General features: G+C 68.5%; 26 protein-coding genes. 8 read left to right on the top strand and 18 right to left on the bottom strand.

The features are described from left to right. Window positions 1-31: 31 nt before the first annotated feature. Window positions 32-463, bottom strand: a complete 432-nt coding sequence (locus C1925_RS00875) for a hypothetical protein (RefSeq protein ID WP_108767289.1) — start codon at window positions 461-463, stop codon at window positions 32-34. Window positions 464-495: 32 nt separating this feature from the next. Then, on the bottom strand, window positions 496-963 hold the full coding sequence (locus tag C1925_RS00870) for a YiiD C-terminal domain-containing protein (protein WP_108767288.1): 468 nt from the start codon (window positions 961-963) through the stop codon (window positions 496-498). 34 nt (window positions 964-997) lie between these two features. Between C1925_RS00870 and C1925_RS00865 the strand changes: the two genes are divergently transcribed. The 3 genes from C1925_RS00865 to C1925_RS00855 all read left to right on the top strand — a co-directional run bounded on the left by C1925_RS00865 (window position 998) and on the right by C1925_RS00855 (window position 4,170). Continuing rightward, a complete protein-coding gene (locus C1925_RS00865) occupies window positions 998-1,786 on the top strand; it encodes a uroporphyrinogen-III synthase (protein WP_108767287.1) in 789 nt (262 codons plus the stop codon). Window positions 1,787-1,890: 104 nt separating this feature from the next. Continuing rightward, the gene (locus tag C1925_RS00860; RefSeq protein ID WP_108767286.1) at window positions 1,891-2,868 is read left to right on the top strand and encodes a uroporphyrinogen-III C-methyltransferase; all 978 of its coding nucleotides are present in this window, start codon (window positions 1,891-1,893) and stop codon (window positions 2,866-2,868) included. A 6-nt stretch (window positions 2,869-2,874) separates the two neighbouring features. Continuing rightward, window positions 2,875-4,170: a heme biosynthesis HemY N-terminal domain-containing protein gene (locus C1925_RS00855; protein WP_108767285.1), complete on the top strand. Its 1,296-nt coding sequence runs from the start codon at window positions 2,875-2,877 to the stop codon at window positions 4,168-4,170. A 90-nt stretch (window positions 4,171-4,260) separates the two neighbouring features. On the opposite strand, the gene C1925_RS00850 is transcribed toward C1925_RS00855, so the two are convergent. Beyond that, window positions 4,261-5,556 carry an acetyl-CoA C-acetyltransferase gene (locus tag C1925_RS00850; protein ID WP_108767284.1) on the bottom strand — a complete coding sequence of 432 codons (1,296 nt, stop codon included), beginning with the start codon at window positions 5,554-5,556 and terminating at the stop codon, window positions 4,261-4,263. A 93-nt stretch (window positions 5,557-5,649) separates the two neighbouring features. On the opposite strand from C1925_RS00850, the gene C1925_RS00845 reads away from it, so the two are divergent. Next, window positions 5,650-6,537, top strand: coding sequence for a hypothetical protein (locus C1925_RS00845; protein WP_108767283.1), 888 nt, complete (start codon window positions 5,650-5,652; stop codon window positions 6,535-6,537). A gap of 76 nt (window positions 6,538-6,613) precedes the next feature. Here C1925_RS00845 and C1925_RS00840 read toward each other — a convergent pair whose 3' ends face one another. From C1925_RS00840 to C1925_RS00825, 4 genes are all read right to left on the bottom strand, one after another. Then, window positions 6,614-7,246 carry a superoxide dismutase family protein gene (locus C1925_RS00840; protein WP_108767282.1) on the bottom strand — a complete coding sequence of 211 codons (633 nt, stop codon included), beginning with the start codon at window positions 7,244-7,246 and terminating at the stop codon, window positions 6,614-6,616. Window positions 7,247-7,277: 31 nt separating this feature from the next. Continuing rightward, window positions 7,278-7,847 (bottom strand): superoxide dismutase family protein, encoded by a 570-nt coding sequence (locus tag C1925_RS00835; RefSeq protein ID WP_108767281.1) that lies wholly within the window; start codon window positions 7,845-7,847, stop codon window positions 7,278-7,280. Between the two features lie 94 nt (window positions 7,848-7,941). Continuing rightward, window positions 7,942-9,390 (bottom strand): nitrogen regulation protein NR(I), encoded by a 1,449-nt coding sequence (gene ntrC, locus C1925_RS00830; RefSeq protein ID WP_108767280.1) that lies wholly within the window; start codon window positions 9,388-9,390, stop codon window positions 7,942-7,944. Beyond that, the gene (locus C1925_RS00825) at window positions 9,383-10,444 is read right to left on the bottom strand and encodes an ATP-binding protein (protein WP_108767279.1); all 1,062 of its coding nucleotides are present in this window, start codon (window positions 10,442-10,444) and stop codon (window positions 9,383-9,385) included. The genes ntrC and C1925_RS00825 overlap by 8 nt, the downstream gene beginning before the upstream one ends. Before the next feature lie 139 nt (window positions 10,445-10,583). Here C1925_RS00825 and C1925_RS00820 point away from each other — a divergent pair, with 139 nt between their 5' ends. Further along, window positions 10,584-10,865 (top strand): type II toxin-antitoxin system RelE/ParE family toxin, encoded by a 282-nt coding sequence (locus C1925_RS00820; RefSeq protein WP_108767278.1) that lies wholly within the window; start codon window positions 10,584-10,586, stop codon window positions 10,863-10,865. A 13-nt stretch (window positions 10,866-10,878) separates the two neighbouring features. Further along, window positions 10,879-11,175 carry a HigA family addiction module antitoxin gene (locus tag C1925_RS00815; protein ID WP_108767277.1) on the top strand — a complete coding sequence of 99 codons (297 nt, stop codon included), beginning with the start codon at window positions 10,879-10,881 and terminating at the stop codon, window positions 11,173-11,175. Window positions 11,176-11,230: 55 nt separating this feature from the next. Here C1925_RS00815 and C1925_RS00810 read toward each other — a convergent pair whose 3' ends face one another. The 7 genes from C1925_RS00810 to glnA all read right to left on the bottom strand — a co-directional run bounded on the left by C1925_RS00810 (window position 11,231) and on the right by glnA (window position 19,713). After that, window positions 11,231-13,276: a TonB-dependent receptor gene (locus C1925_RS00810; RefSeq protein WP_108767276.1), complete on the bottom strand. Its 2,046-nt coding sequence runs from the start codon at window positions 13,274-13,276 to the stop codon at window positions 11,231-11,233. Between the two features lie 209 nt (window positions 13,277-13,485). Beyond that, a complete protein-coding gene (locus C1925_RS00805; protein WP_108767275.1) occupies window positions 13,486-13,779 on the bottom strand; it encodes a hypothetical protein in 294 nt (97 codons plus the stop codon). A 109-nt stretch (window positions 13,780-13,888) separates the two neighbouring features. Continuing rightward, window positions 13,889-15,040 (bottom strand): MltA domain-containing protein, encoded by a 1,152-nt coding sequence (locus C1925_RS00800; RefSeq protein ID WP_108767274.1) that lies wholly within the window; start codon window positions 15,038-15,040, stop codon window positions 13,889-13,891. A 69-nt stretch (window positions 15,041-15,109) separates the two neighbouring features. After that, window positions 15,110-15,856 (bottom strand): N-acetylmuramoyl-L-alanine amidase, encoded by a 747-nt coding sequence (locus tag C1925_RS00795; protein ID WP_108767273.1) that lies wholly within the window; start codon window positions 15,854-15,856, stop codon window positions 15,110-15,112. Window positions 15,857-16,166: 310 nt separating this feature from the next. Then, a complete protein-coding gene (amt, locus tag C1925_RS00790; RefSeq protein WP_108767272.1) occupies window positions 16,167-17,594 on the bottom strand; it encodes an ammonium transporter in 1,428 nt (475 codons plus the stop codon). A gap of 22 nt (window positions 17,595-17,616) precedes the next feature. Further along, complete coding sequence (locus C1925_RS00785) at window positions 17,617-17,955, bottom strand: P-II family nitrogen regulator (RefSeq protein WP_004134334.1); 339 nt, start codon at window positions 17,953-17,955, stop codon at window positions 17,617-17,619. Between the two features lie 348 nt (window positions 17,956-18,303). Continuing rightward, entirely contained in the window at window positions 18,304-19,713 is a 1,410-nt protein-coding gene (glnA, locus tag C1925_RS00780; protein ID WP_108767271.1) for a type I glutamate--ammonia ligase, read from the bottom strand. Between the two features lie 224 nt (window positions 19,714-19,937). On the opposite strand from glnA, the gene C1925_RS00775 reads away from it, so the two are divergent. Both C1925_RS00775 and C1925_RS00770 read left to right on the top strand, forming a co-directional pair. Continuing rightward, window positions 19,938-20,732, top strand: a complete 795-nt coding sequence (locus C1925_RS00775; protein ID WP_108767270.1) for an undecaprenyl-diphosphate phosphatase — start codon at window positions 19,938-19,940, stop codon at window positions 20,730-20,732. 74 nt (window positions 20,733-20,806) lie between these two features. Continuing rightward, window positions 20,807-21,631, top strand: a complete 825-nt coding sequence (locus C1925_RS00770; protein ID WP_108767269.1) for an META and DUF4377 domain-containing protein — start codon at window positions 20,807-20,809, stop codon at window positions 21,629-21,631. A 305-nt stretch (window positions 21,632-21,936) separates the two neighbouring features. On the opposite strand, the gene C1925_RS00765 is transcribed toward C1925_RS00770, so the two are convergent. The 4 genes from C1925_RS00765 to C1925_RS00750 are packed head-to-tail and all read right to left on the bottom strand — an operon-like array spanning window position 21,937 to window position 26,518. Next, on the bottom strand, window positions 21,937-22,545 hold the full coding sequence (locus C1925_RS00765; RefSeq protein WP_108767268.1) for a YbhB/YbcL family Raf kinase inhibitor-like protein: 609 nt from the start codon (window positions 22,543-22,545) through the stop codon (window positions 21,937-21,939). A gap of 10 nt (window positions 22,546-22,555) precedes the next feature. Continuing rightward, window positions 22,556-24,628, bottom strand: coding sequence for a tetratricopeptide repeat protein (locus C1925_RS00760; RefSeq protein WP_108767267.1), 2,073 nt, complete (start codon window positions 24,626-24,628; stop codon window positions 22,556-22,558). 56 nt (window positions 24,629-24,684) lie between these two features. Further along, entirely contained in the window at window positions 24,685-25,674 is a 990-nt protein-coding gene (locus C1925_RS00755; protein WP_174213528.1) for an alpha/beta fold hydrolase, read from the bottom strand. Between the two features lie 52 nt (window positions 25,675-25,726). Next, entirely contained in the window at window positions 25,727-26,518 is a 792-nt protein-coding gene (locus tag C1925_RS00750; RefSeq protein ID WP_108767265.1) for a lysophospholipid acyltransferase family protein, read from the bottom strand. Between the last annotated feature and the right edge of the window lie 51 nt (window positions 26,519-26,569).

Genomic DNA, 26,569 nt, shown 5'->3' with positions numbered 1-26,569 from the left:
GCCGATTGTCGCACAAGCCGCAGGGGGCCCGTCACTGCCCCTTCCACAGGTCCGGCAGGCCGGCCGCCTGCCACCAGCGCTTGGCTTCCGGGTCCCAGCGCCAGCGCTCGACCACCACCACGGTGCGCTCGGCCTGGGTGTTCTGGTTGATCACCCCGATTTCCACCCGGCGCTCGACCTGGCCACCGTCCAGCGAGGCGCTGCTGCGCTCGCGGTAGGAGGACACGCGCAGCTGCGCGTAACGGTTGAGCTCGAACTCGGTGGGCGGCTTTTCCTTGCGCAGCTCCGGGTCCAGGTAGGCAATGGCATCGTCCATGCTGCCCCAGCGGATGGTCGCGCCGTAGGCGATCTGGGTCTCTTCCAGCAGCTTGCGCTGCTTGCGGGTGAGGTCGTCGGCAGCGGCACCGGCCACGGCACTGACCAGCAGCAGGGAGCACATCAGGAACTGGATCAGGCGGCGCATTGGTGGTTTCCCCAGGACGTCAGCCTGCCATCCTACCCTTTGGCGAAGGCAACGAAGCGACCGCTCAGCTCGGCGGCCGAACGGCCATCGGCCCCCGGCTGGCGGGCGACAATGCTGATGCGGGCCTTGCCGCGCTGGCGGAAGGTGGCCAGGAAGGTATCCCAGCTGCTGGCTTCGGCGGTTTCGGCGTGGGCGTGCAGGTCTTCGTAGACCGGGGCCAGGTAGCGCAGGTTGCTGTCGGCCACGTAGACCTCGGCATCGTGCCCGGCCAGGCGCAGGCGCAGGCTGACCAGCGCCCAGCCCGACAGGGTCAGCACCGAGGCCAGGCTGCCACCGAAGGCGTTGCCCTTGTCGTTGACGTTGGCGGCCAGCGGCGCGGTGATGCGCAGCACGCCATCGGCGTAGCCATCCAGGCGGATCTGCATCGCACGGACCGCCGGCATGCAGTCAAGCACGTCCTGCAGGGAGGCCAGCGAGGAGGTCAGGGCATCAGCGGACATCGAGCAGCAACCACGACAACGAAGGGCCCGCATAATGACGTCAATGGCCAACCATACGATACCCACTGGCTGGACCCTGATCTCGCTGCGGCCGCAGGGACAGCATGCCGGGCTGAGGCTGGCTGCGGCCAGGCTGGGCGGGGCCACCGTGGCGTTGTCGCCGTGGCGGCTGCAGCGGCTGCAGGGCGCGGCGGTCGAACAGTGGCTGAACCGGGCGCTGTCCTGCGCGCGCGTGGTGTTCACCAGCCCGGCGGCGGTCGCGGCCGCTGCGGCACTGCAGCACCTGCCGGCGGCCCAGCGTGGCCCGTGGCTGACCGTGGGCGAAGGCACCGCGCGCGCCCTGCACGCGCACGGCATCACCGACGTGCACGCACCGCAGCGGATGGACAGCGAAGGCCTGCTGCGCCTGCCGGTGCTGGCCGACGTGCGCGGCACGGATGTCGGCCTGGTGACCGCGCCCGGCGGCCGTGGCCTGATCGCCGCACAGCTTGAGGCGGCGGGCGCGCGGATCATTCGTGCCGACATCTACCAGCGGGTGCCGCTGGTGATACCGCGGCGAAAACTGGCGCGATTGGCCCACTCGGGGACGCCGTGGTTGCTGGCCGTCAGCAGCGGCGAGGCCCTGCAGCGCTTCTGGCAGCAGCTGTCCCCCGGTTGGCAGCAGCGCCTGTGTGAACAGGCCATCGTGCTGGCCGCCAGCGAACGCCTGGCCGAGCAGGCGCGGGCGCTGGGGTTTGCCAGCGTAGTCCGCAGCGAAGGGCCCACCGTCACCCAGGTGACGGCGGCCGCACACGCCGCGCTCACTGCCCCGGCAGCGACCTGAACAGGCACCCGGCACACGCTTGCCGGGTTCAGCGCCAACGGTAATGCTGTGTCCAACGCTGCCTGCTGGCTCCCCGCCGGCGAGGCCGCCGACAAGGAAGCCCGATGAACGACACCCCGCCACCTGCCCCCTCCCGCCGTCCTGCACGCTGGCTGCTGCCGCTTGCGGTGGTGGTAGTGCTGGGCGCCGCGGGCTACGCCGGCTGGCATTACTGGCAGCAACAGCAGCGCGACCGGGCGGCACAGGCACAGAGCACGGACGTGCAGCTGAAGGGGCTGGAGGCCACCGTCGAGGCCCTGCGCCGCGACCAGCGCGCGACCAGCCAGCGCCTGCAGGATGCTGCCGCCACCAACCGCGTGCTGCGCGATGAAATGCTGGGCCTGTCCCAGCGCAGCGCGCTGCTGGAGGAGAACCTGACCCGGCTGACTGAAAGTGCCAACCAGGGCCGCCAGGCCGTGCAGCGCGACGAGGCCGAGCTGCTGCTGACCCAGGCCGCGCAACGGCTGGCCTTTGCCGACGATGTGGAAGGCGCGCGCCGCCTGTATGCGCAGGCCGCCACCGCATTGGCCGACCTGCCGGACAACGAAGGCCTGAACCTGCGCCAGGCGCTGGTGCAGGAACGCGACGCGCTGGATGCACTGGGCACGGGCCCGCGCGTGCAGGCGCTGCACCGACTGAATGCCGTTGCCCAGGCGCTGCAGGGACTGCCCTCCGAGCTGCCGCCCTCGCCGGCCGAAGCGGCTGCCAAGCCGTGGTGGCAATCGGCGCTGGCGCCCTTCGTGGATATCACCCCGACCCGCTTGAACGGCCCGCTGACCCAGGCCGAGCGCGCCGCCGCCGATGACGCGCTGCAGCTGGAACTGACCCTGGCCCGCGCGGCCATCGAGCGTGGCGACCGCAGCGGCCGTGATGCCGCGCTGAACCGCGTGGCCCACTGGGCGCAGCGGCGCTGGCCGGATTCACCGGGCCTGCGCGCGCAACATGCTGAACTTCAGGCCTTGCGCAAGGCCCCCCTGCAGGCCGAGAGCAGCGTGCTTGGCAGCACCCTGCAACAACTGCGCTCCCAGACCGACCGGAGGTAACGCCCGATGAAACCCCTGCAATCCCTGGTCGTACTGCTGCTGGCCGTGGCCATCGGCGTGGTGGCTGCGCAATGGCTCGGCACCGATGATCTGAACCGTTACGGCGAAGTGACCCTGCGCTACGGCGGCTACGACTACCACAGCAACCTGCCCAAGGTGGCCCTGCTGTCGGTGATCGGCGTGCTGGTGCTGTGGCTGCTGTGGAGCCTGGTGGCGGCGCCGTTCCGCGCTTGGGGCCGGTACCGCCGCAAGCAGGGCCGCGTGCGCCTGATCGATGGCCTGCAGGCCTACGAACACGGCCACTGGCAGCGCGCGGAGAAGCTGCTGGATGGCGCCGCAGCCGACCCGGAAGTGAGCGCGGTGGCGCTGGCCAATGCGGTGCGCAGCGCGCAGTCGCGTGCCGATGCCGCGTCGGGCGAGGCACTGCTGCAGCGCCTGGGTGAAAGTGATGCCACGCTGCATGCGCTGCTGCGCGCCGAACAGCTGCTGGCACGCGACCTGCCGGTGGATGCGATCAATGCGCTGGACGTGGCGGCGATCCAGCCGCTGCCGCCGCGTGGCCTGTGGCTGCGTACCGAAGCGCTGGCGCAGGCCGGGCGCGCGCACGAGGCGTACGGCCAGCTGGGTGCGCTGCGGCAGAGCAAGGTGCTTCCGACCGATGCCAGCAGCGAACTGGAAGCCCGCCTCGCTGCGCAGGCCCTGCTGGAAGCAGGCGATGTGAACGCGCTGGCCGCGCAGTGGGAAGCCACGCCGAAGGCGCTGCGACCGACCCCGGACGTGGTGGCCGCCTACGCCACCCGTGCGGTGGCCCTGGACTGGGACGAGCCGGCGCTGCTGGCCCTGGAGCAGGCGCTGGACCATCGCTGGGACGATGAGCTGGTGGCGCTGTATGGCCGCCTGCCTGCCGAACGCCTGGCCACCCGCCAGGCCAACCTGGCGCGCTGGCGCAACGTGCATGAGGATTCGGCTGCGCTGCGCCTGGCGCAGGGCCGCATCGCCCTCGCCCAGCAGCAGTGGGATGCCGCCGATGCGTTCCTGCACGAGGCCATCGCGGCCGGTGCCGGTGCGCCGGCATGGGAGGCGCTGGGTGAAGCGTTTGCCCAGCGTGGCGAACACGCACTGGCCGCACAGTGCCTGGCCAATGCGCTGCGCCTGCAGCGTGGCGAGGACAGCGTGGCGCTGGTGCATGCGGCCGATGTGGCGCCGCGCAGCACGGTGGAAGAGCTGCCTGCTGCCGCGCAGCCGCCGGTGTATGACGCCAATGAGGTGCGCGACGAGTTCGGCAACCCGCGGGTGCCGTGAGCATGGCTGAGGTGTGCCGACCAACGGTCGGCACCCACCAAAAGAAACGCCGCCCGATGGGCGGCGTTTTTTGTTGTTCGATGGATGCAATCAGCGTTCGACGATCGCCACCACGCCCATGCCACCGGCGGTGCAGATCGACACCAGCGCGCGGCCGCCGCCGCGTTCGGCCAGCTGCTTGGCCGCCGTCGCGATCACGCGGGCACCGGTGGCGGCAAACGGGTGGCCGGTGGCCAGCGACGAACCCAGCAGGTTGATCTTGTCCGGGTCGATGCGGCCCATCGGTGCATCCAGGCCCAGGCGGTTGCGGCAGTAATCCTCGCTCTCCCACGCACGCAGGGTGCACAGCACCTGCGCGGCGAAGGCTTCGTGGATCTCATAGATGTCGAAATCCTGCAGGGTCAGGCCGTTGCGCTTGAGCATCTCCGGCACGGCCACGGTCGGGGCCATCAGCAGGCCTTCGCCGTGCACGAAATCCACCGCGGACACGTGGGCATCGCGCAGGTAGGCCTGCGGCTCGTGGCCGTGCGCGCGGGCCCATTCCTCGCTGGCCAGCAGCACCGCGGCGGCACCATCGGTGAGCGGGGTGGAATTGGCGGCGGTCAGCGTGCCGCGACCCGACACCTTGTCGAAGGCCGGCTTCAGCGTGGCCAGCTTTTCCAGCGAGGTATCCGCGCGCAGGATGTTGTCCCGCTCGACGCCACGGAACGGGGCGATCAGGTCGTTGAAGAAGCCGCTCTCGTAGGCAGCGGCCAGCTTCTTGTGCGAGGACACCGCCCATTCGTCCTGCGAATCACGCGAGATGTTCCATTCCTTGGCCATGTCCTCGCAGTGGTCGCCCATGCTCTTGCCGGTACGCGGCTCGGCCACGCCAGGGAACTCGGGCTTGAGTTCGGAGAGCTTGAAGCCGGCGGTCAGCGCGCGGATCTTGTCGCCGGTGCTCTTGGCCCGGTTGGCGGCCAGCAGGCGTGCACGCAGCTTCTTGCCGTACACGATCGGCACGTCGGAGGTGGTGTCCGAGCCGCCGCCGATGCCCGATTCGATCTGCCCCAGGGCGATCTTGTTGGCCACGGTGATGATGCTGTCCAGCGAGGTGCCACAGGCGCGCTGCAGGGTGATGCCCGGGGTCAACGGCGACAGGCCCGAGGACAGCGTGGCTTCACGGCCCAGGTTCCAGTCGCTGGAATGCTTGATGACCGCGCCCATCGCCACTTCGCCGAGCTGCTGGCCGTGCAGGCCGAAGCGTTCGACCAGCGCACCCAGTGTCCGCACCGACATGCCGAGGTTGCCGACATCCGAATACGCGGTGTTCTGGCGGCAGAACGGAATGCGGACGCCACCGAGGATGGCGACGGGACGAGCGTTGGGCATGGAGATACCTGGCATGGATGAGGGTGTCTGCAACATGGCCTGCACGACGGAGCAGGCATAATGGAGCCAAGTGTAGCTGCCGCCCTGTGATGGGCCAACCGTGGAACCATGAGCAAACCCGACCCCGCGATGAATGCCCTTGGCGTGCTGGCCCTGGAACTGGCCAACGGCGAAATCCCCCGCCAGGCGGTGCTCAGCGCCGACCAGGCCGGTGAACTGGCCGACCGTATCGGCCGTGACCTGGCCAAGCTGGTGCCGCAGGTGGCCGAGCTGGACCTGGTGTTCGCCGCCGCCCATTTCGACCCCGCTGAAATCCTGCGCCCGGGCTGGCCGATCCACCGCCGCCTGGAAGAACTGCAGATGCGTGCCCCCGGCCGCAGCCAGGGCCCGCGCCTGCTGGCCTTCGGTGCCGGCGCCGATGGTGAAGTGCCGCTGCCGTTCCAGGCCGATGCGACGCTGGTGGGCGGTGGCCTGCGCGTGGTGCCCTTCCTGCTGACCGGCAGCGACGTGGCCACCACTACGGCCGTGGCCGATGCGCTGGAAGAGGTGCTGCTGGCCAATGGCATGGCCCATGCCGATACGGCGCTGATGGCGCAGAACAGCTTCGGTGCCCGCATCGAGCACGCGCGCTACTTCACCGTGAACGACCTGGCCGCGATGATGTCGATGCAGTACGACAACCAGGGCCTGGCCGCGCTGTGGCCGCTGATCGAGACCGCGATCATGGCCCCGGGCCAGGACGAGTGGCTGGAAAACGCGCCCGAGCCGCTGCTGCGCTATACGCAGGGCGAGGCACGCATGGCGCTGTTCGATCCGGCCGGCTGGTGCGCGTACTACAACCACAGCAAGGGCGACTGCGACCGCCTGCAGGGCATCTACGAGCAGTTCCTGATGCGCCAGCGGCAGATGGCCGCAGTGCTGGAAGCGCACGGCGTGCCGGTGCTGTTCGTGCATTGCGAGGCCGGGCAGGACGCGCGCGAGCTGCTGGCGCGCTGATCTGCGATTGCCGGCCAGCGGCCGGCACTACCGCTGAAAAAAAACGCCGGCGTTCGCCGGCGTTCTTCGTTGTGCCTTACGGGGCCTTCTGGATGACCGCGCAGGCCAAGCGCGCGCCGGCGTTGCCGGTCGGCTGGGTCTTGTAGTCGTCCGCATCGGCGTGGACGATCAGGCCGCGGCCGATGATGTCGAAGTCATCACCCTTGCCGATGTTGACGTTGCTCGAGACCGGGCCGTCGATGGTGGCCACGCCCTTGTCGTCGGCCTTGATGTTGGGCATGTCGCCGCCGTGGTGCGGATCGGCCGAGACGTTGCCGTGGTCCTGCTTGCCCGGGTTGAAGTGGCCGCCGGCGCTCATGCCGTCCGGCGCGCTGCAGTCGCCCTTCTCGTGGATGTGGAAGCCGTGCTCGCTGCCCGGCTTCAGGCCGGTGATCTGGCCGGTCACGTGCACCTTGCCGTCGACGACCTTGAAGGTGACGCTGCCCTTGGTCTCGTTGCCCTGGGTCGGTGCCAGTTCGGCGCTGGCCGTGGCATCGGTGGCCGGAGCGGCTTCGGTGGCCGGTGCAGCGGCCGGATCAGCCGGTGCTGCCGAACCTTCGGCCGGGGTGGTCGCCGGGGCTTCGGCTTCCGGGGCTGCCGGCTGCTGGTTGCAGGCCGCCAGGCCCAGGGCGGCGATGGCCGCGAACAGCGAGGTATGGATCAGACGCATGGAACTCTCCTTGGAATGAAGCCCGTGGCGATCAGCGGGTAACCCGGATCACACCGCAGGCGATGCGGACGCCGGCATTGCCGGCGGGCTGGCTGCGATAGTCATCGGCGTTGGCATGCACGACCAGTGCACGTCCGGCAATATCGGTGGCGGCGCCTCCCCCAAGGGTAACGCCCTTCAGGTGCACATCGACATTCGCGCGGCCCTGGGCATCAGCCTGCAGGTTGTCGATGTCACCCAGATGATGCTTGCCGCTGCCCGCACGACCGTGCGCGCTGGCGGCGGGGTTGAAGTGGTTGCCGGCACTGCTGGCATCCACCGCGCTGCAGTCACCGCGTTCGTGGATATGGAAACCCGCCTGCTGCATCGGCTGCAGGCCACCGACCAGGCCGGTCAGGTGCACGCCACCGCTTTCGGTCTTCAGCACCAGGCGGCCACTGACGATGCTGGCCGAGGCCGGCGCCAGGTTGGCTTCGGCCAGCTGGGCCACGGGCGTAGTGACCACCGGCGGCGGCGTGGGCTGCGGCTTCTGCGGCGCGCTGCCACAGGCAGACAGCAGCACGGCGGCAGACAGCGGCAGGATGGCAAATGACAGGCGCATCAGGAAACTCCTTGCAGGGAACACTACGGACGGCATCGTCCATGGCGGATCAACAGTTCGGCAAGCGGGCGCGAGGACCGCGTGCAGGGGGCGTTCAATGGCCCCCGCGGCGGCGGCCGGCGCCCAGTTTGCGGGTCAGCGTGTTACGGCCCAGGCCGAGCCGTGCGGCGGCTTCGGCGCGTCGGCCATGGGTGATCTGCAGCGCGGCTTCCAGCAGGGCGTGGTCCACGCGCTCGCGCACCTGTGCATGCAGGCCTTCGGTACCTTCGGCCAGCTGCCGCCGCGCCCATTCGGACAGCAGCGTTTCCCACTGGCCCGGATCGGCACCCGCGCTGCTGCCACGACGGCTGCGGCTGCGGTTCAACGCGGTATCGACGTCGGCCACGCCGATGGTGTCGGCGGCGGCGAGTGCAGCCATGCGCCAGCAGACGTTTTCCAGTTCACGCACGTTGCCCGGCCAGTCGTGCTCGCGCAGCGCCTGCAGGGCCGCGGCGGTGAGCCGCTTCGGCGGCGTGTCCAGCTTGTGCGCGGCGGCGGCCAGGAAGGTGGTGGCCAGCTGCGCGATGTCCTCGCGGCGGTCGCGCAGCGGCGGCAGCTGCAGGCGCACCACATCGAGGCGATGCAGCAGGTCGGCACGGAATTTCCCCTGCGCGACCAGCCCTTCCAGGTCCTGGTGGGTGGCAGCGACCACGCGCACATCCACATGGATCAGCTCGCGGCCACCGACGCGGAAGAATTCGCCCTGGGCCAGCACGCGCAGCAGGCGCGTCTGCAGCGGCAGCGGCATGTCGCCGATTTCATCGAGGAACAACGTGCCGCCGTTGGCCTGCTCGAAGCGGCCGATGTGGCGGCGCTGCGCACCGGTGAACGCGCCGGCCTCGTGGCCGAACAGTTCGCTTTCCAGCAGTTCGGCGGGGATGGCGGCGGTATTGAGCGCAACGAACGGGCCCTGCGCACGCGGTGATTCGCGGTGCAGGGCGTTGGCCACCAGTTCCTTGCCGGTGCCGGTTTCGCCGGTGATGAGCACCGCCAGCGGTGCCTGCGCCAGCCGGCCGATGGCGCGGAACAGCGCGCGCATCGGTGGCGTGTCGCCCACCAGCTGTGGCGGCTGGTCGCTGGGCGTTTCGGCCACCGGGGCGGGCGCGGCCAGTGCTGGTGCCACGGCGGGCAGCACGCGCTGGGCCAGCGCGACTGCATCGTCGAGGTCAAAGGGCTTGGACAGGAACTCGTGTGCGCCACCGCGGAACGCGCCCGCCGTGCTGGCCACATCGGTGTAGGCCGACATCACCACCACCGGCAGCTGCGGCAGCGCAGCCTTCAGCTTGTCCAGCAGCACCAGGCCATCGTCGCCGGGCATGCGCACATCGGTGAACAGCAGTGCCGGTGCAGGCCCTTCGTTCAAGGCCTGCAGGGCGGGGGCGGCGCTGTCGAAATCGACGACCTGGTAGCCGGCCTCGCGCAGCGCGGTGCACAGCACGAAGCGCACGGCGCGGTCATCGTCGACCACCCAGATGCGCTGCGCGGAGATAGGGGAATCAGACATCGCGCGGGGCCTCCTCGGCCGGGGCGGCGCCGTTGCCGATCGGCAGCAGCAGGGTGAACACGGTATGTCCCGGCCGCGAGCGGTAGGTGAGCGTGCCGCGGTGTTCGCGCGCCACCTGCTGGGCCAGCGCCAGACCCAGACCGGTGCCTTCGGCGCGGCCACTGACCAGCGGCAGGAACAGGTGCTCGGCCAGTTCCTCGGGTACGCCACGGCCGTCGTCGGCGATTTCCAGGCGCAGGGCCAGGGTGTGCAGCTGTTCGGCGATGCGCACGCCATGCTCCACGCGCGTGCGCAGGGTGATGACCCCGGCGCCGGCCTGGATGGCGTTGCGCACCAGGTTCCACACCGCCTGGGTGAGGCGGTCGGCATCGCCATCGAGTTCGGGAATGCTGGGGTCGTAGTCGCGCTGCAGACGCACGGCCCAGCCGGCCTCGCTCTCGGCCAGGCGCAGCACGCGTTCCAGCGAGGCATGGATGTTCAGCGGCGCATGCGGTGCGGCCGGGGCCGGCGACAGCAGCTGGTCGAGCAGGCCGTTGAGGCGTTCGATCTCCGAACCGATCAGCTCGATCAGCTCGCGCTCGCTGGCATCGCGCTGGGCGGCACGGCGGGCCAGCAGCTGCGCCGCGCCCTTCAGGCCGGCCAGCGGATTGCGCAGCTCGTGGGCCAGGCCCTTCAGCGCGGCACTGAGCGCGCTGGGCAGGGCCTGGGTCGGGTCCAGGCCCGGGAATTCGTCGACCGGATGCGCTTCCAGCAGCCAGCCACCATCGTCGCGGCGGCTCATCCAGCCCTCGGCGAAGCGCGCGCCCTCACCCGGCAGGGCCAGCGCCAGGCGGTTAAGGCGCAGACTGTCGCGCTCGTCGCGGGCAAGGAAATGGGCCAGCGCCTCGCCCTGCACTTCCAGCGCGGCCAGCGGCTGGCCGATCAGGCGGCGGACGCTGACGCCCAGCCAGCGGGCGAAGGCGGGATTGCAGCCGATGATGCGGCCATCGGCCCCGGCCCAGGCCAGCGGCGTGCCGAGGGCATCGAGGGACGGCGGGGGTGCGGGGTCGGACATTGCACCAATGTAGTGCAAAACGGGGGGCGGGCATCAGATCACTTCGTATGCGTCACCGGACGTCGTGCCTGGGAATTACATGCCAGGCTTGCTGATCGAATACTAACGCCTTACGATACTATCGACAATCGTTACTACCATGCCTATCCAGTCGTTCGGCTGCAAACGCACGCAGGCGCTGTTCGATGGCCAACGCGTGCCGAGGTGGCGCCACATCGAAGCCGCTGCCCTGCGCAAGCTGGCGATGCTCAACGTTGCGGCCGATCTGCGGGATCTGCGCATACCTCCGGCCAATCGCTTGGAGCCGTTGCACGGAAACCGGTGCGGCCAGTACAGCATCCGCATCAATGATCAGTTCCGATTGTGCTTCGTCTGGACCCGAGAAGGCCCCGCCGAAGTCGAAATTGTCGATTACCACTGAAGGAGCCGCGCGCATGCGAACCGTCCCCTACCCCGCTCCCGGCGAGATCCTGCTGCATGAGTTTCTGGAGCCGCTGGGCATCACCCAGTACCGCTTGGCCAAAGCGATCGGCGTGTCACAGCGCCGGATCGGCGAGATTGTTACCGGCCAGCGCGCCGTGACTGCAGATACCGGACTGCGGCTGTCCCGTTACTTCGGCGTGTCCGACAAGTTCTGGATCGGACTGCAGGCGGATTTCGATGCGGCGATGACCAAGGAGAAGCTGGCCGAGGTGCTGGCGCGGATCGAGCCTTACAACGCGGTGGCATGAACCTGCCCGGGGTCAGAGCCCTTTCCTGGCGGAAAGGGATCCGACCCCATCCGGGCTACAGCTTCATGTTCAGGCCGACGAACACGCTGCGGCCCGGGGCCGGCGAGAACATCGGGCGAGCGCTGTCCCAGAAGAAGCTGTCGTACCAGGCGTAGGCGTACTCGCGGCCGGTGACGTTCTTCAGCTGCAGGTCCACGCTCCAGCGTGGATTGATCTGGTACGCGGCGCTGAGGTCGAGCACGGCGAAGCTGCCGAACTTGCCGGCCTCGTTGCGCTCTTCCAGGTAGTAATCGCCCTGCGCGCGGGCCTGCAGACCGAGGCGCAGCGCGTCGCTGGCGCGGTAGTCCACGCCCAGGTTGCTGATATGACGCGGGGTGGCGGCCACTTCCCTGCCCTGCAGCGAAATGCCGGCATCGCGGTCGTCGCGGGTGATCTTCGCTTCCTGGTAGGCGTGCGAGGCCCACACCGTCCAGTCATCGCCCAGCTGCAGGCTCAGCTGCGCGTCCACGCCGCGGCGACGGGTCTTGCCCAGGGTGACCGTGGTGCCGGTGGCCGGCATGTTGGACACCTCGTTTTCCGCATCCTGCTGCCACACCGCCAGGCGTGCCTGGCTGCCGGCGAACGGCTCGAACTTCAGGCCCAGCTCCATGCCGGTGTTGGTGGACGGCTGCATCGGCGCCTGCCCCGGGGTGAGGTAAGCCGGCGCAGTGGAGCCGGTCAGCACCTGGAAGGTGCGGCCCCAGTTGGCGTAGACGTGAGTGGTCTGGCCCAGACTGTGGATGACGCTCAGCTTGGGCTGGCCGATGGTGCCGTAGTCCTGCAGGCGGCCGCTGACGCCGGTCATCAGGTGCGTGCTGCCACTGAAACGGTCGACGCGGTAGGCCGGCACGATCTTCCACGCCTCGGCGGGCTGGTAGATGGCCTGCACGTAGGCGCCCCAGTTGTCGAAGCTGTGGCGGTCGTTGTTCTGCACGCGCGCCGGCGCCTGGCTGTAATCGGTGGGTTCGGCGTAGGCGTAGCGCTCGCGGATGTAGCCGTTGTCCTGCTGCTCGTAGTTCAGGCCGCCTTCGACGGTAAGCGCGGGACTGGCCTGCCAGGTGAGCGTGCTGAGCAGGCCGGTCTGGCGCTCATCCCACACGCGGCGCTGGCGCGGCAGGTTGCCGGTGGGCAGGTCACTGAAGGTCACGCGGCGGTCGTCTTCATAACGGTTGTAGTACAGCCGCGTGCCGAAGGTCAGCGCGTCGGACAGCTTCAGGTCCACGTGCGCGGCGATCTGGCGCATGTCGCGGTCATCGCCATCGTTGGCGTTGCGCAGGTCGCTGCCACGACGATGCGTGCGCAGTTCGTTGGCGGTCATGAAGCCGGGCTCGTCCGCTTCGTGGTGATAGGCGCGCGCGGTCAGGCCCACGCGTAGGCCGTCGTCCAGCGAGCCGTAGAACCATTTGCCGCCCAGCGAGTACTTCTTCGAGGTGTCGTGGTCGCGGTAGCCATCGCTGGCTTGGGTGCCGATGAAGTAGTTCTGCGCGAAGCCATTGCTTTCGCGGCCGATCGCCAGCTGCGCATCGCGGGTGTTGTAGCTGCCGTAGGCCAGCCGCGCATCGGTGTAGTTGCCGCCCTGGCGCGTACCGAAGTTCACGTTGCCGCCGATGTTGTGCAGGCCGTAGCGCGGATCGTTGGTCCCGCGCACCACTTCGATGTAGCTGATTTCCAGCGGGAACAGCATGTCGATGAAGCGCTGGTTGCCGCTGTTGACGTTGCTGGGGATGCCGTCGATGAGGGTCTTGATGGCGTTGAGGTAGCCCTCGCCGTTGAAGGCGCGGAAGCTGACCTTGCCCGACTCCGCACCCTGCCGCGTTTCGGTGAGCTGGATGCCGGGCATCTGCCCCAGCAGTTCCCAGCTGTGCGAGACGTTGCGGTCTTCGATCTGGTCCGCGCCGAGCACGTCCACCGAGGTCAGCACCTGGTGTGCGCTGAGCTGGCCTTCGCCGTGCTGGTGCACCTGCACCTTGCCGAGGGTGAGCGCGGCATCGGCGGACTGTGCGAACGCTTCAGGGGCGAACGGGGCAGCCGCGAGGGCGGCCACCAGCGTGGAGGTTTTCATGGGGGTGGAAGGGTGCGGATGAAATGTAATCATATAACATTTCAGGCGCAAAGCCCGTAGAGTCGAGCTTGCTCGACTGCCGTTGTCAGGAGCAGTCGAGCAAGCTCGACTCTACGAGGGCGGTGGAGCAGTCGAGCAAGCTCGACTCTACGAGGGCGGTGGAGCAGTCGAGCATGGCTCGACTCTACTAAGGCGGGGTGGAGCGGTGTTTACACCGGGTAGCCGGTGGCTTCCCTGGCCTTCTTCCAAGCGCTTTCAAATTCGCGCGCGGAGATCTCATCGTCCTCGTCGAAATCGAGGAACGACACCGGCTGGTCGGCCAGCAGGAAACGGTCGTCGCTCTGGCCGTGCTCGTCGGCCCAGACCAGCTTGGTGCCGTAGATTTCCACCTGGCGCACGATCTTCTCGCCGCGGGCTTCCATCAGCACGTTGCCCTTGCCCAGGCCCGATTCGGCCCAGTGCTTGTAGTACTTCCTGGCGGTGTTGTTCTTGATGTTCTTCATTGCAGGGGTCCTGGCCGCAGCGGCGGCCGGAGAGTTCGGAATGGCGCCATTATCAGCCATTCGGGGTCAGAGCCCTTGCCTACGGCAAGGGATCCGACCCCTTGCCGGTTCAGTTCGGCAGGGGTGCACCCTTCGGCCACAGCATCCAGAGGTTGCCCTTCTGCTTCATGTCGCCGGCCAGCTTGCCGGCGGCATCGCCGCTGCCCCAGTACAGGTCGGCGCGCACCTCGCCGGCAATGGCGCCGCCGGTGTCCTGCGCGGCCACCGGGCGCACCACCGGGCTGCCGTCCGGGCGCGTGGTGGAAAGCCACAGCAGGCTGCCCAGCGGCACCACGCTGCGGTCGACCGCCACGCTGTAGCCGGCGGTCAGCGGCACATTCAGCGACCCGCGCGGGCCTTCCGGGCTGTCGGCGCTGCGCACGAAGAACACGTAGCTGGGGTTGCTGCGCAGCAGCTCCGGCACGCGCGCCGGGTGCGCCTTCGCCCACGCGCGGATCGCGTCCATGGTGACGTCTTCCTTCTTCAGCTCGCCCTGGTCCACCAGCCAGCGGCCGATGGCGCGGTAGGGGTGGCCGTTCTGCTCGGCATAGGCCAGCCGCACCTGGGTGCCATCGGCCAGGCGCACGCGGCCCGAGCCCTGGATCTGCAGCAGCTGCAGGTCCATCGGTTCGGTCAGCCAGGCCAGCACGGGCGCCTTGGACCCCTTGCTGGCGATGGTGCCGGCGTCGTCATAGGGCTTGAGCACCTTGCCGTCGAGGCGGCCACGCAGGCGCTTGCCCTTCAGCTCGGGGTAGAGGCTGTCCAGCTGCACCACGATCAGATCGTCGGGCGTGCCATACACCGGCACCGTGGCGGTGGCCGTGCGGGTCAGGCTGCCGGGGTAGATGGGTTCGTAGTAGCCGGTGATCAGGCCATCGGCCTGGTGGCCCCCGGCGCGCAGTGCGTAAACATCGAGGTCGCGCTGCAGGAACTGCCGGATCGCCGCCGGATCCTTGTCGGATACCGTGGCTGCGGTCGCGCAGAGCTGGGCCCAGACCGCATCGTTCTTCAGGCGGGTGCAGCTGCTGCGCCAGGCAACGAAGCCGGCCTGCAGGTCGGCATCGGAGACCGCCGGCAACACCTTCCAGTCGACCTTGGCGTAGGTGGCGGCAGCGGGCTTGGCGGCCGGTGTGCCCGGACGGGTGCCGGTGGTGGCGCAGCCGGCGAGCAGGGCGACGGCCACGAAGGTGAGGAGCGCGCGCGGCGAGGTAACAGTGATCATCGTCGCAATGTAGTGGGGCCGATGGTGGCCCGGCAACCTTGTGCCGGGCGCGCCCGGCGGGTGTTCAGGCTACGGCGTCTGCAGCAGCAGCGAATGCAGGATGCGCGCGTCTTCGGCGTCCAGCATCTTCGGCAGGTCGTCACTGCCGCGGAAGCGGCGATGGAAGGCGGCGACGGCCGCTTCGCGATCCTCCATCGGGTAACCGAAACGCGCCATCGCATTCCACGCATCGAAACCGTCCGGTGCGGGGCCATCGCTGGCACGCGGCCATACACCGAAGCCGGCCTCGGCCAGCTGCTGCCAAGGGAAGAAGCGGCTGGGGTCGGCCTTGCGCGTCGGCGCGAGATCGGCGTGGCCGATCACCTGCCGCGGCGGGATGTTCAGGCGCTCGGTGAGGTCACGCAGCAGCAGGATCAGCGATGCGATCTGCGCGGGCGTGAACGGCGTGCTGCCGTTGTTGTCCAGCTCGATGCCGATGGAGGCCGAGTTGAGATCGGTGATGGTGCCCCAGCGGCCGGAGCCGGCATGCCAGGCGCGGCGCTCGTCGCTGACCAGCTGGTAGCGGTGGCCATCGGCACCGATGAGGTAGTGCGCACTGACCCGGCCGCCGCTGTTGGCGGTGCGCAGCGTGTGCAGGCTCTGCTGCACCGAATCCTGTTCGGTGTGGTGGATGACGATGACGACCGGATCGCGCGCGTTCTGGTTTGGCGAAGGCACCCAGGTAGCCAGCGGATTGCGGCTTTCCTGCGGCGCGGAAGCACAGGCGGCCAGCAGCAGGCAGGCCGAGAGCATCAGGGGGGTGCGGATCGGGTGCATGCGCTTGATTGTGCGCGATCACACGCGACGATGCATGACGCGGTACGATGCATGACGCGGTACCGACCAACGGTCGGTACCCACCAGGGCAAGGGGAGTACCGACCAACGGTCGGTACCCACCAGGGCAAGGGGAGTACCGACCAACGGTCGGTACCCACCAGGGCAAGGGGAGTGCCGGCCAACGGTCGGCACCCACCAGAACTCATGGCCCCCACCAGAACAGAGGGCCGAGGGGGAGTGCCGACCAACGGTCGGCACCCACCAGGGCTCATGGCACCCGCAAGGGCAGAAGGCTGCCCGCCGTTACCTCAGGCCTCGTAGGCCGATTCGCCGTGCGAGGTGACATCCAGGCCGGTACGTTCGGCCTCTTCGGTCACGCGCAGGCCGACCACCACCTTCACCAGCAGCAGGATGGCCGCGGTGACCACCGCCGACCAGACCACGGTGAGGCCGACGCTGACCACCTGCACCCACACCTGGTGGCCGATATCCAGATCGGCCTTGGTGCCGCCCAGCGACTGCGCGCTGAACACACCGGTGAGGATGGCACCGACGATGCCGCCGACGCCGTGCACACCGAACACGTCGGCGGTGTCGTCCACCTTCAGCAGGCGCTTCAGGCCGGTGACGCCCCACACGCAGACCACACCGGCGACCAGGCCGATGACGATGGCGCCCAGCGGGCCCACGGTGCCGCAGGCCGGGGTGATGCCGACCAGGCCGGCCACCGCACCCGACGCTGCACCCAGTGCCGACGGCTTGCCCTTGGTGATCGCTTCGGTGAGCGTCCAGCCCAGCACCGCCGCAGCAGTGGCCAGCACGGTGTTGAGGAAGGCCAGCGAAGCGACGGTGTCGGCCGCAGCGGCCGAGCCGGCGTTGAAGCCGAACCAGCCCACCCACAGCAGCATCGCGCCGATGTAGGTGAACGGCACGTTGTGCGGCTTCAGCGCGGTCTGGCCATAGCCCAGGCGCTTGCCGAGGAACCACGCGCCAACCAGGCCGGCGACGCCCGCGTTGATGTGCACCACGGTGCCACCGGCGAAATCGATCGCGCCCATTTCACCCAGGTAACCGCCACCCCAGACGATGTGCGCCATCGGGATGTAGCTGAGGGTGAACCACAGCGCCGAGAACAGCAGCACCGCGCGGAACTTGATGCGTTCGGCGAAGGCGCCGACGATCAGCGCGGTGGTGATGCCGGCGAAGGTCGACTGGAAGGCGACGAACAGATAATCCGGCAGGCCCTTGATGGGCGTGTTGCCGACCGAATCAGGGGTGAAGCCCTTCAGGAAGGCGAACTCGGTGAATGAGCCGAAGAACGGATTGCCCGCACTGAACACCGCGCTGTAGCCGTAGGACACCCACAGCAGCAGCACCAGCGAGAACACCACCAGGATCTGGCTGAGCACCGACAGCACGTTCTTCGAACGCACCAGGCCGCCGTAGAACAGAGCCAGGCCCGGCACCACCATCAGCAGCACCAGCAGGGTGGAGGTCAGCATCCAGGCGACGTCGCCGTGGTCGAAGGCCGGCGCGGCGGCTTCGGCGGCAACCGGTGCCGCGGCCACCGGAGCCTGCAGCGGCTCGACCGCGACGGTTTCGCTGGGCAGCGGCGAGACCTGGGCCTGGGCGTTGGCAGTGCCCGGCCAGGCACCGGCGGCGAGCGCGCTGAGCAGCATCAACAGGCACACGAGATGGAACCGGGCTTGCCACCCGGTGAGAAGGCGCATCTTCATTTGGGGGAGTCTCCGGAAGGGGTTACAGCGCGTCGGCACCGATTTCGCCGGTGCGGATACGGATGACCTGCTCGACGGCAGTGACGAAGATCTTGCCGTCGCCGATCTTGCCGGTGCCTGCGGACGATTGGATCGCTTCGATCACCGCGTCGGCACGCTCGTCGGTGACCACGGTTTCGATCTTGATCTTGGGCAGGAAATCGACGACGTACTCGGCGCCGCGATACAGCTCGGTGTGGCCCTTCTGGCGACCGAAACCTTTCACTTCGGTCACGGTGATGCCCGACACGCCAGCGTCGGAGAGGGCCTCGCGGACCTCGTCGAGTTTGAACGGTCGGATGATGGCGGAGATCAGTTTCATGCGCATGTCCCGATGGTGGATGGGGCCACCGCGCCAGCGCGCGATGGCATCAGGCAACCACGGGCCATCGTGATGATGGCCGTGGCTGTTGCACCGGACACGTAATGGGCCGGGACGGCCGTGCCTCTCTCCTTGCACGACCGACGCGGGAGGGAGGGCGGCCCATTCGCGTATCCGGTCTCTCTCTTGCCCCTGGGTCAGCGGGCCAATGGCCCGCGTTTCCAATGCAGCGGACCAACGGTCCGCTCTACCACGACGGGCCTGGGCCCGCCATGCGGCTCCCCAGCCGCGAAGAACGGAGGCGATGGCGGCGGGTGGGAGGGAGGTCCCACCGCCATCGCCGCCCGGTCAGTTGGCGTAGTACAGCTGGTATTCCAGCGGGTGGGTCGCCGCGCGGAACTTGGTCACTTCCTGCATCTTCAGCGCGATGTAGCCGTCGATGAAGTCATCGCTCATCACGCCGCCGGCCTTGAGGAACTCGCGGTCCTTGTCCAGCGCTTCCAGGGCCTGGTCCAGCGAGGAGCAGACCTGCGGGATCAGCTTCTCTTCTTCCGGCGGCAGGTCGTACAGATCCTTGTCGCTCGGTGCGCCCGGGTCGATCTGGTTCTTGATGCCGTCCAGGCCGGCCATCATCAGCGCGGTGAAGGTCAGGTAGCCCGACTGGATCGGATCGGGGAAGCGCATTTCAATGCGGCGCGCCTTCGGGTTGGACACCCACGGAATGCGGCACGAGGCCGAACGGTTGCGGGCCGAGTAGGCCAGCATGACCGGGGCTTCGAAGCCCGGCACCAGGCGCTTGTAGCTGTTGGTGCCCGAGTTGGCGAAGGCGTTGATGGCCTTGGCGTGCTTGAAGATGCCGCCGATGTACCACAGCGCCAGCTGGCTCAGGCCGCCGTAGCCGTCACCGGAGAACAGGTTGGTACCGCCCTTGGACAGCGACTGGTGCACGTGCATGCCGCTGCCGTTGTCACCGACGATCGGCTTGGGCATGAAGGTGACGGTCTTGCCGTTGCGGTGCGCCACGTTCTTGATGACGTACTTCATGCGCAGCAGTTCGTCGGCCTTCTGCACCAGGGTGCTGAACTTGGTGCCGATCTCGCACTGGCCGGCGGTGGCGACTTCGTGGTGCTGCACTTCCACTTCGATGCCGACCTGTTCCAGGGTCTTGCACATTTCAGCGCGCAGGTCGTGCAGGGTGTCGGTCGGCGGAACGGGGAAGTAACCCCCCTTCACGCCCGGACGGTAGCCGCTGTTGGCGCCGTCGTACTTGGCACCGCTGTTCCAGGCAGCTTCTTCCGAATCGACCTTGAAGAAGGTGTTGCCCATTTCATTGGCGAAACGGACCGAATCGAAGATGAAGAATTCCGGCTCCGGGCCGAAGAACGCGGTTTCGGCGATGCCGGAGGACTTCAGGTAGGCCTCGGCGCGCTTGGCGATGCCGCGCGGGCAACGGCCGTACGGCTGCATGGTGGCCGGGTCGAGGATGTCGCAGCTGATGACGATGGTCGGATCGGCGTAGAACGGATCGACATAGGCGCTGGCCGGGTCCGGCAGCAGGACCATGTCCGACTCGTTGATGCCCTTCCAGCCGGCGATGGAGCTGCCGTCGAACATCTTGCCTTCTTCGAACAGCGACGGTTCGATGATGCTGACCGGGAAGGTGACGTGCTGCTCGACGCCACGCATATCCACGAAACGCAGATCGACGAACTCGATCTGGTTGTCCTTGATCAGCTTCTCAACGTTTTCCACGGACATCGGTACGACCTCGGATGGGGATGAATGCCTGCTTGAGGTAGAGCAATGACCGTGCCAACTTTTTCGAGAACGCAAGTCGTTGATTTCAAACAGAGCGCCCCGGCGCGGTGCACAGCGGTGCGCACCAAAGGGGTGCATGCATCCCCTTCCGCACCCGTTTGGTGCGGCAGGGATCGTCTATCCTCTCGACCTTCTTCCTTCCGCTGCCGGCGCCCATTCCACCCATGTCCGATCTGCTCTCCGCCCTGTTGCTGGGCATCCTCGAAGGCCTCACCGAATTCCTGCCGATCTCCAGCACCGGCCACCTGCTGATTGCCCAGCACTGGCTGGGCGCGCGTTCGGACTTCTTCAACATCATCATCCAGGCCGGCGCGATCCTGGCCGTGGTGCTGGTGTTCCGCCAGCGCCTGCTGCAGCTGGCCACCGGCTTCGGCCAGCGCGAGAACCGCGAGTACGTGTTCAAGCTGGGCGCGGCCTTCCTGGTGACTGCCGTGGTCGGCCTGGTGGTGCGCAAGGCCGGCTGGTCGCTGCCGGAAACCGTGGGCCCGGTGGCCTGGGCGCTGATCATCGGCGGCGTCTGGATGCTGCTGGTGGAGGCGTATACCGCGCGCCTGCCCGACCGTGACCAGGTGACCTGGACGGTGGCGATCGGCGTGGGCCTGGCGCAGGTAGTGGCCGGCGTGTTCCCCGGCACCTCGCGTTCGGCCTCGGCGATCTTCCTGGCCATGCTGCTGGGCCTGAGCCGCCGCGCGGCCGCCGCCGAGTTCGTGTTCCTGCTGGGCATTCCCACCATGTTCGCCGCCAGCGCCTACACCTTCCTGGAACTGGCCAAGGAAGGAAACCTGGCCAGCGAGAACTGGACCGACGTCGGCGTGGCCTTCGTTGCCGCCGCCATCACCGGCTTCGTCGTAGTGAAGTGGCTGATGGGCTACATCAAGTCGCACACGTTCACCGCGTTTGCCGTTTACCGCATCGCCCTGGGCGCCGCATTGCTGCTGTGGTTGCCTGCCGGTAGCTGAACAACGCCGGGGCCGGGCAACCCCATTCCCGGTCCCGACCCGTTTTTCCAGGTTCCTCAAGGAGACTCACCACCATGAACCGCACGCTCACCCTGCTCCTCCCGCTGGCCCTGCTGGCCGCCTGCAGCCAGACCCCGGCCCCGGCCGGCACCGGTGGCGACGACGTGGCCCCGGCCGCCACCAAGGCAGCCGACCAGCAGACGCTGGCGCACCTGGATGCGCAGCGCCTGCAGAGCCAGCACTGGTTGCTGAAGCAGGCCACCGCGGCCGATGGCACGCGCATCGATGCGCTGTTCGCCCGCGATGACAAGCCGGTCACCCTGGACTTCGCCGATGGCCGCCTGTCGGTGAGCAACACCTGCAACCGCCTCGGCGGTGGCTACACGCTCGACAACGGCACGCTGAAGGTGGGCGCGATGGTGTCGACCATGATGGCCTGCACCGACAAGGCGCTGATGGCGCTGGACGAAGCGGTGTCCAGCCGCCTGCAGGGCGAGCTGAAGGCCGCGCAGGGTGCCGATGGCGCGCTGACCCTGACCACCGGCAAGGGCGACGTGCTGGTATTCGCACCGGAACCGACCGCCGAGACCCGCTACGGCGGCCCGGGCGAAACCGTGTTCCTGGAAGTGGCCGCGAAGACCCAGAAGTGCTCGCACCCGCTGATTCCGGATTACCAGTGCCTGCAGGTGCGTGAGGTGAAGTTCGACGACAAGGGCCTGAAGCAGGGCGAGCCGGGCAAGTTCGAGAACTTCTACGGCAGCATCGAGGGCTACACCCACGAAGACGGCGTGCGCAACGTGGTGCGCGTGAAGCGCTTCGCGGTGAAGAACCCGCCGGCCGATGCGCCGTCGCAGGCGTACGTGCTGGACATGGTGGTCGAGTCGGCGACCGAGCGGTAAGGCCGAACAACGCGTGGTAGAGCCGACTGCTAGTCGGCTTGCTTCTGGAGGGCGGCCACAGGGCCGCCCTTCTTCGTTTCAGCAGCGACCCCACGATGCAGCCGGCCAGCGGCCGGCTCTACCCGGAGGGTGCAAGCCCTGAATGCCGATAATTGCTTGGCTGCTTTGGTAGAGCCGACTGCTAGTCGGCTTGCCTTTGTAGAGTCGAGCCATGCTCGATTGTGTGGAAAGCAGCCGAGCATGGCTCGGCTCTACAGAAAGTAGTAAAGCAACGCCGGCCAGCGGCCGGCGTTACCGGATTGCCGTTACAGCGCGGGGTTCAGCGTGTACGTGCCGTGCAGCGTGGCTTCGGCCAGCACGTGGCCGTGCATGGCGCGGTAGGCATCGGCGGCGGTGAAGCGCTGCGGCAGGTCCAGCGTCGCCACGTCCAGCGCGAACACGCGGAAGAAGTAGCGGTGCACGCGCTCGTCGTTGAACGGCGGGTACGGGCCGTCGTAGCCGAGATAATCACCGGCCATGTCCGGGTTGCCGGCAAACCAGCCGGTGAAGTCGTTCACGCCCTGGCGGCTGCCCGCCGGGCCGGCCGGTGCCGGCTTGCCCTTGGCGACGAAGCCATCGCTGCAGCTGCCCGCGGCGATCTCGTGCACCGACGCCGGGATATCGGCCATCACCCAGTGCACGAAATCGCAACGCGGCTGGTCGCGCGGCACGGTCATGTCGCTGCGGCCGACCGTGTCGGGCACGGTCGGCACGTCCGGATCCACGCACACCAGCAGGAACGCGCGGGTGCCATCGGGCACGCCGCTCCACGCCAGGTGCGGGTTGCGGTTCGGGGCGAAACCAGCGGCATCACCGGCCGCGAATTCGCGGTCGATCGGCGCGCCGGCGGTGATGCTGTTGCTGCTCAGCTGCATGGGGGGCTCCTTACGCTTCGGGATAGCCCAGTCGCACCGCGACCGGGGTCAACAGATCGAACGCTGCACTCATCACGTCGGTGTAGCGGCGCCAGTGGCCGGCCGGGAAACGCGGCGGGCCGATGCGCTCGGCCGGCGGGATCGAGGTGTTGAACAGCTCCTGCAGCATGCCGGCGACCACGCGCGGATCATCGCCCACGTCGTCCATGCGCATCAGCATGTGCGGGTACAGATCCTGCTCGTGCAGCGTCGCCACCTGGGCCATCGAACGCGCCAGCCACTCGGCCACTTCGGCCACGTTGTTGACCGCGAACGGTGCCGGCGCGCCGTAGGCGATCCAGTCCAGCAGCATGTCACGCGGGTCGCGCAGCACCACCAGGAGGCGGCCCTGCGGCAGGTGCGGGCGCAGCGACCACAGCAGGGCGTTGTCCCACCACAGCAGCCAGTCGATGACGGTGTCGTTCTGCACGCCGCGCTGGCGCAGCGTGTCACGCCAGCCGCTCACCAGTCCCTCGGGGCTGAGGTCACCGGAAGCGAGCTTCTGCAGGGTGAAGTAGTTCTGGAACGCGTCATCCGGCGGGGTCTGCGCGAAACGGTCGCTGCGCATCACCGGGCTCGCCCCGGCGAAGGTGACCGCCACGCGTTCAACGCCCGAGCCCGGCGCGCCCCACAGGAAGATCGGTGCGGAGGCAGCGCTTTCGGCATCGACCTCGCCCAGGTCGGGCCAGCTCGGCGGTGCCTTGGCCTGCGGCGGCAGCGGCAGGCGCTCGGCGTTCTGCTCGGCATGCAGCTCCAGCCAGGTGCGCAGCGCTTCGCGCGGCTGGCCAGCCTGGTCCTGCACCTCGCCCAGCCAGGTGCGCAGCTCGCGGCGACGGGACTCGGGCACCGCGTCGACCAGGCCCTGCACGTGGGCAACGGCGGCGGCCGGGTCACGCGCCAGCAGCGCGCCGACCAGGCGGGTTTCGCCACTGATGCGGCCCGGTTCCAGCGCGACGATGCGGGCCGCCAGGGCCTCCACGGCGTCCGCTTCGCCGGCCGCTTCATGCAGGCGCAGGCGGGCTTCCAGGGCCGGGACGAATTCGGGCATGGCCTCGATCCAGCGATCAGCCACGGCAATCGCGCCCGGGCTGCCGAAGCCTTCCGGCGCCAGGCGTGCCAGCCACAGATGCGGCAGCTGCGGCTGCTCGGCCAGCACCTCGTCCAGGTCGGCGCGGGCTTCTTCCTCGCGGCCCAGGCGCTGCCAGCAGGCCAGCAGCAGCTCGACCACGCGGCGGTCGCCCGGGTTGGCCTTCAGCATCGGCCGCAGCTGCTCCAGCGCCTGCATCGGCTGGTCGGCCTGCAGGGCGATCTCGGCACCGAGGCGCTGCAGCGCCGGCGTATCCAGGCCCGGCACCTGCAGCGCCTGCTGCAGCTGCTGGTGGGCGGCCTCGACGTTGCCCTGGCGCAGCGCAAGCTGCACCACCAGGCCGTGCAGGCTGGTCATCTTCGGGTTGATGTCGAGCACGCGGCGGAAGGCCTGCTCGGCAAAGGCCAGCATGTCCTTGGCCTGGTAGGCCGAACCCAGGGCGTACAGCACGCGCGGATCGTCGGGCATCTGCCGGGCGGCTTCGGACAGCAGCTGCAGCGCGCGGTCGGCGTCATCGCGGTACAGGGCCACCATGCCCTGCAGCGCCAGCACTTCCGGATGCTCCGGCTGCAGCTTGGCGGCCAGCGTGGCCTGGCGTGCGGCGGTGTCGATGTCGTTGCGGCCAATAGCCAGATGGGCCTGCATCAGGTACGCCTCGAAGGCGTTGGGGTTGAGGTCGGTGGTGCGCAGCAGCGCTTCGTCGGCGCCCTCGAACTGGTGCAGGGCCAGCAGCAGGCCGGCCTGCTGCAGGTGCAGCTGTGCATCGTCCGGGGCCAGCAGCAGCGCCTGCTGCAGGGGTTCCTGCGCGGCCTCGGGCTGGCCCTGCTGCTGCAGCGCAAGCGCCAGCCAGCGGTGGGCCTGGGCCTGGCCGGGTTCATCGTGCACCCACGCCTGTGCCAGCTGCACGGCCTGTGCGGTGTCGTTCTGGCGCAGGGCCTGGAGAATCTGGTCTTGCATGGCAGTCCGGTTCAATGGCAAACCCGCATTGTAGCGGGCTGCGCGCCGGTGCCGGTTCAGCCCGCCAGCACCCGCTGCAGGCGCTGGGCCACCCATCGTTCGGAGAAGCCGTCGCCGCGCCAGTTTTCCAGGAACCCGCAGTGGCCGCCCCAGCAGGCGGTTTCCAGCCGCGCGTGCTGCGGCAGCTGCCAGTCGCGGAAGGTGGCGTAAGGAATGACCGGATCATCCTGGGCCATCAGGATGTCGGCCGGCACCTGCAAGGTGGACAGGCGGTCGCCGGCGATCGAGTAACCATCGAAGTAGGCCTGCAACGTGCCGAAATCGGTATGGCGCTCGACCAGCCAGGTGGTCAGCGCGCGGATGTCCAGCTTCAGCACGCGGTCGTCGCAGTCGCTCAGTTCCGGGAACAGGTCGCGCTTGCGGCGCAGCGAGCCGGCCCACTTGCGGCGGAAGTACCAGTCGTACATCGCCGGGCCGCTCTGGATGCTGTCCATGGTCAGCGCCGGATCGAGCACCGGGCACACCGAGGCCACACGCTGCAGCGGCACGCCGGCCGCAGGGGCGCGCAGGGCGAGGCGCAGCACGAAGTTGCCGCCCAGCGAATAACCGGCAGCCACCAGCGGCAGGTCCGGCCAGCGCCGCGCGATGTCACCGGCCGCCTGCACCACTTCGTCGATGCGGTTGGAGTGGAAGATGCCGGGATTGAGGTGATGGGTATTGCCGTGGTCGCGGAAGTTCAGCCGCACCACGTCGAAGCCCTGGTCGATCATGCGCGCGGCCGCCATGCGCATGTAGCTGGATTCGGCGCTGCCTTCCCAGCCATGCAGCAGCAGGGCCATGCCCTTCGGCTCGCGGCCTTCGACGTAGCTGTGCCAGCCCTGCAGGCGCACGCCGTCGCCACCATCGAGTATCAGTTCTTCGCTGACCGCACCGGTGGCGGCCAGCAGCAGCAGGCCACGCTGCAGCCGCATGCGGCTGGAGCTGAGCATGGATTGCAGGTGCGGATTGCGCAGCCAGCGCGGCGGCTGGTAGTCAGCCGCATGCAGCGTCGGCGTACCGGCATCCAGCAGGGGTGGCGGGATCAGTGCCACCGCACGCTCACTGCCCGCCCATCGCCGCCACGATACGCGCGCGCGAGGTTTCCGCGATGCGTCGACGGCCTTCCAGGTCCTGTGCACCGATCGGTGCCAGGAAGTGCACTTCCGCACGTCGCGCCGGCTCACCGAGCAGGCGCAGGAAATTGGCGAAGAAACTCTCGCCCGGCCCGAAGGCCACGATGGTCTGCGCGTCGCCATGGGCGCCGTAGACCAGGGCCACCGGCTGCACCGGCACGCCGGTTTCAACCGCGGCCTGGAAGATGCGCGCATGGAACGGGCCCACTTCGTGGCCGCCCCGGGTACGCCCTTCCGGGAACACGCCCACCGCCTTGCCATCGCGCAGGCGGTCGGCCATCACCTGCATGACCCCACCGAGCGATTCGGTGTTGCCACGCTGGTGGAAGATGGTCTGCCCGCGCGCGGCCAGCCAGCCCACCACCGGCCAGCTGGCGATCTCGCGCTTGGCGACGAAGCCCATCATGCGCTGGCTGTGCAGGATGGAGATATCCACCCAGCTGACGTGGTTGGCAACGAACAGCACCGCGCCCGGCAGCGCCGAACCGATCTGCACCAGGCGGAAGCCGAAGATCCACATCAGGCCGCCCTGCCACCAGTTGACGACCTTGGCGCCGAAGGTGGCATCGCCCACGCGCAGTTCGCCCCACGGCGGAAGCATGCCGATGAGGATCAACGGCAGGAACACGAGGATGTGGACCAACAGCAGCGGTACGCGGTACAGGTAACGGCACACACGCGCCACGCCGCCACGGGGGGCCGGAGTGGGGGAAGTCATCCGCGCACGATACCGGAGGGCCGCAGCCGCTGCCAGCCGATTCTGGCCATA

The sequence above is a fragment of the Stenotrophomonas sp. SAU14A_NAIMI4_5 genome (assembly GCF_003086795.1).
In the GTDB taxonomy this organism is placed as follows: domain Bacteria; phylum Pseudomonadota; class Gammaproteobacteria; order Xanthomonadales; family Xanthomonadaceae; genus Stenotrophomonas.
Note: the sequence above shows the minus strand (reverse complement) of the source record. Positions and strands in the feature narration are given on the sequence as shown.